Origin of the sequence: Vagococcus sp., from assembly GCF_036639995.1 — a bacterium.
In the GTDB taxonomy this organism is placed as follows: domain Bacteria; phylum Bacillota; class Bacilli; order Lactobacillales; family Vagococcaceae; genus Vagococcus.
In genome coordinates this window covers 3,941-8,501 of sequence record NZ_JAVWHO010000066.1, presented here as the reverse complement: position 1 = coordinate 8,501, position 4,561 = coordinate 3,941, and the positions used below count along the sequence as shown (strand labels likewise).

The following is a 4,561-nucleotide window of genomic DNA, read 5'->3' as shown; positions in this document are numbered from 1 at the left end:
CGAATAGTTTCCTTTTTTTCTTTTTTAGGAATAACAAATAATTCATCATAAGCATCATAAAATTTTTTCTGTTCTTTTTTCATTTTTTCATAACCATTTGTTTAGTGATATCAACATCACTTACATCCTCTTTTATTAATTCTTCGTAATCATCTGTAATACTTTCTGAAATTAAGACAATTGTTTCTTGAATAGCATTCAATGAATCGTTAATTTCTTTTGTATTAACCGTTGATGCTTCAATCACAATAAATTTTTGCGTTGCGTCTAACACACCTGGTAACTTTGTATACAAAAATTCATGGACTTCTGTTATTTCATCGGGATGATTCATCAAGTCTTTGAAAATTTCTTTTGCTGAAACTAAACCAACTTTGACATTCTTGATTTTTTTCAATCGATTAGATTTTTTTAGTGTTATTTCCCATTCAATAATTTGTTCTTTCGCAGCACCCATGACTTCTTTAAATAAAAGCAAATCAGACTCTGATAATTTGTGTTTCGTTTGATAGGCTTTCAATCGTTCTTTATATACTCGTTTCATTTTCATTTGTTGATAATTTTTCAAAAACACTATTACTACCACAATGACTAAAAAAGATATGAATAACGTCATTTTTCTCACACTCCTATGAAATATACATAAATAATATACCATGTGATTCTGTAGATAGGAATAATATCTAATAAAAAAACTCTCTAAGTATCTAGAGAGTTCATCAGTGCTATATCGTAAACAAGTAAGCAATCGAAATGACTGTGATAAAATGCATCACTTTTGGTATTTCTTTTACTCGTCCTGCAAAAATCATGCAGATTTCATAGGATAGGAAGCCTAGCACTAAACCTAATGCAATCGAGCCAGTTAATGGCATCATCACAATCGTTAAAAAGGCAGGAATTATTTCTTCAAATCCTTCATCCCAATGAATATTTGTAATGTTTTGCATCATGAAAATCCCGATAACGACCATGGCTGGTGTCGTAACTGCAGGTGTCACAAGAGACAATACTGGGTAGAAAAAAGCAGATAGTAAGAATAACAATGCCACAATAACGCTCATTAATCCGGTTCTTGCTCCAGCAATAATTCCTGAAACAGATTCAATATAGGTGGATAAACTAGATGTTCCAAAAATCGAACCAAAGAATGTCCCAAGTGCATCTGCACTATAAATTCTCTTATTATCTTCAAAATTTTCTCGTTTAATATCTGATACCTGTGTCGCTGCAGCTGAAAGAGTCGTTGCTGTTCCAAAAAAATCTAAAAATAAAAAGGTTAAAATAATAACAATCGAATCCAGAGATAGCATCTTATCTAAGTTTTTAACAGCGACAAAAAACGTTTGATTCATCATGGCTGACATTGGTTCAACAGGTATAACAATTGGAGAACCTTTTGGAAGTTGTGGTAACGTCGCTACAACTTCTTGCCCTAAATGAAACCAGTCCATAGAAACACCTAAGCGAATAAATAAGCCACAAAGAGCCGCACCAATCATTCCTAAAAATACCGCATACTGGTTTTTTCTCACTAAGAAAAAAGCTGCTGTTAAAATACCAAAAAAAGCAATAATTACATTGGGGTTACTAAACCCACCAAATTTAATAAACATTCCCTCATCTGGAACAATAATGCCTGAATTTTTAAAACTGACAAAGGCAATAAATATACCTAATCCTACTGTTCCGGCATGTTTAACTGTCATTGGAATGGCTTTAATAATTTTAGAGCGTGCACCAGAAAAAGCTAAGATTAAAAATAAAACAGACGCTACTAAGACACTCGACAGTGCTTCTTGCCAAGTTTTTCCCATTTGTAAAACAACAGAATACGCAAAGAACGCATTCATTGACATACAAGGTGCCAAACCTAGTGGAAATCTTGCCCAGAGTCCCATTATCAGCATAGCAATTGCTGATGAGATAATCGTTGACATAAACACAGCATCTTTTGGCATGCCTGCTTGCCCTAAAATAATTGGATTAACAAAAATAACGTAAGACATTGACAAAAAGGCTGTTAACCCTCCAGTCAGCTCACGTTTAAATGTGGAACCTGATGATGTTATACCAAAAAATTGATCCATTTTTTCTTTCATTGTTTTCTTTCTCCTCCTTAAAACGAAAAGCCATGTCAATGGCAGAAGGACAAAAAAGCCTTTGCCATAGTAAGTTACTTTACGGGTAACTTGTAGAAACTTCTAGACCGTATTACTAGAACTATATGGTTTTCTTATTTGGCTATCATAACAGGTATAAATAAAATAATCAACGGTTTTTACGAACGATAATATAATTTCAATTATTATTGTTAACTTTTAGTGTTTGTTCAACACTCTTTTTTTTAGTTTAATTTAGTTCCTTTCTTTTCTTCAAATTGTAAGCTAAAATGAGATTGATGAATGAAAAGGCGGTTGTTTTATGAAAATAATTATCTCACCTACCAAGCAAATGACAAATGAGCAAGACTTCTTTTTTTCAGAAAGTCAGCCTCAATTTTTAGAACAGACAAAACAAGTATTAGCTGAATTACAAAAACTAACCTATAAAGAAGCCAAAACATTGTGGCATTGTAGTGATAAGTTAGCTCAAGAAAATTTTGAGCGACTGCAACAGATGGATTTAGAAAAGAAAACAGCACCAGCCATAATGAGCTACAAAGGGCTACAATATCAATACATGGCACCTGATCTTTTTACTAAACCTGGATTGGCTTATTTGCAAGAGCACGTTCGTATTCTATCTGGATTTTATGGCATTTTACGACCATTTGATGGGATTGTTCCTTACAGGCTTGAGATGCAAGCACCACTTTCAGTCATGGATCAGCCACATCTTTATGCTTTTTGGGGGAGAAAACTTTATGATGCTCTTGATTTCAATCAAGGACCGGTTATTAACCTTGCGTCAAAAGAATATTCAAAAGCAATCACCCCTTTTTTAAAGAAAAAGGACGAATTGATTGAGGTTTCTTTTGCCCAACTTATTAATGATAAATTAAAAGTGAAAGCCACATTAGCTAAAATGGCTCGTGGTGAAATGGTGCGGTTTTTATCAGAGAATAACGTTACAACTATTGAAAAAATAAAGGAATTTGATCATCCGAATTATCAATTTTCTAAAGAGTATTCCACCTCTGAAAAATTAGTTTTTCTCTATACTGAATAAATTTTAAAGGAGACTATTATGTTAAACCCAAAACAAATTATCACTGATTTAAGAAAATTAGGTGTCACAAAAGACGATATTATTGTGGTCCATTCTTCTTATAATGCCTTACGCGGCAACGACAAAATCGAAGGCGGTCCAGAAGCCGTTATCGCAGCATTAAAAGAAACAGTTTCAGAAGGAACCTTAATTATTCCAACTCTTAGCTATAAAAACGTTGATTTAGATAACCGTGTATTTGATGTTGCGACAACGCCGGTTTGTATTGGGATTATTCCTGAAACAATGCGCTTATCTGAGGGAGTTATTCGAAGCGCTCACCCTACTCACAGTGTGAGTGTCTGGGGGAAAAATGCTAAAGAAATTACCCAAAATCATTACAAAGACCATACGCCAGTTGGGGTTAATTCTCCATTAAGTGAAGCTTATCGACGTGGTGGAAAAATCGTTATGCTAGGTGCGCCATTTGCTCGCAATACAAGTATGCACGGTGTGGAAGAAAAAATGTTACCTGACTACTTATTTACAACTAACTATGATTACGAGGTTACTCTTGAAAATAAAGAAAAGATCACAATGAATGTTATTCGTCATGATTTTAATGGTATTGAACAACGTTATGATCGTGTTCTAAACATTTTAGATGAAGGCGTTGACTACAAAGTCGGTGACGTTTTAAATGGCCGTAGTTGTGTTATGAATGCTCCTGCTGTTTGGGATAAAGCATTGTTAAAATATAAAGAAGACATCTATTATTTTGTTGACCCTCGCCCTAGAACTTAATATTAAATAAACATTTTATTCAAATTTGCTATTCCAATAACGAATAGCAAGTTTGTTTTTTTATTAAAAAAAATAAAACCAACTTTTTGATTTTATTTTTAATCCATTATTAATATTACTTAGCTTCACTATTAACTTTATCAGCGTAACTAGAAACATCTTCCCAATTAGTAAATTCTAAATCAACGGAAGCATCTGTTGGTCCTTCTGTTATTTTCATGATTAATTGAATCATTTTTTTATCAAACAAATTGTAAGTTGTATAATTTAACGCGCCTGCAAAAATAACAACCTCATTTGGTTTCCAAGATGTTTTTTCTACAAATTTTCGAACGTATACGTTATTTTCTACCAAGCATTTTTCTGGGTTTCTCGCAATAAGATTGACACCAAAAAAATCTGCCTGCTTTTCTTCTAAACTTGTTTTATTTTTTTCAACAAATCGAAAGAGTTTTTTTGGAAATTTTCCGTAACGTATAGAAGAGCCAATAATAACTTTTCCATAGTCATCCAATGTATCAATCTCTTCAAATTTTTTGACTTCTACTTCTCCCTTAATCTCGCTTGCTAATTGATGACTAATTTTTCTTGTTTGCCCATCCACAGT

5 protein-coding genes and 1 riboswitch are annotated in these 4,561 nt (G+C 33.2%); of the genes, 2 read left to right on the top strand and 3 right to left on the bottom strand.

Annotation, left to right across the window (positions count from 1 at the left end; genetic code table 11):
• Positions 1-79: 79 nt before the first annotated feature.
• Positions 80-616, bottom strand: a complete 537-nt coding sequence (locus tag RR554_RS11590; RefSeq protein WP_332464460.1) for a 5-bromo-4-chloroindolyl phosphate hydrolysis family protein — start codon at positions 614-616, stop codon at positions 80-82.
• A 109-nt stretch (positions 617-725) separates the two neighbouring features.
• Positions 726-2,102, bottom strand: a complete 1,377-nt coding sequence (locus RR554_RS11585) for an NCS2 family permease (protein WP_332464461.1) — start codon at positions 2,100-2,102, stop codon at positions 726-728.
• Between the two features lie 47 nt (positions 2,103-2,149).
• Positions 2,150-2,251: riboswitch (purine riboswitch) on the bottom strand.
• A 173-nt stretch (positions 2,252-2,424) separates the two neighbouring features.
• Here RR554_RS11585 and yaaA point away from each other — a divergent pair.
• Both yaaA and RR554_RS11575 read left to right on the top strand, forming a co-directional pair.
• On the top strand, positions 2,425-3,171 hold the full coding sequence (gene yaaA / locus RR554_RS11580) for a peroxide stress protein YaaA (RefSeq protein WP_332468084.1): 747 nt from the start codon (positions 2,425-2,427) through the stop codon (positions 3,169-3,171).
• Between the two features lie 18 nt (positions 3,172-3,189).
• Entirely contained in the window at positions 3,190-3,954 is a 765-nt protein-coding gene (locus RR554_RS11575) for an AAC(3) family N-acetyltransferase (protein WP_332468083.1), read from the top strand.
• Positions 3,955-4,069: 115 nt separating this feature from the next.
• Here the strand turns inward: RR554_RS11575 and hemG are convergent.
• Positions 4,070-4,561, bottom strand: a 492-nt coding sequence (hemG, locus tag RR554_RS11570) for a menaquinone-dependent protoporphyrinogen IX dehydrogenase (RefSeq protein WP_332468082.1), incomplete at its 5' end; no start/stop codon positions are given.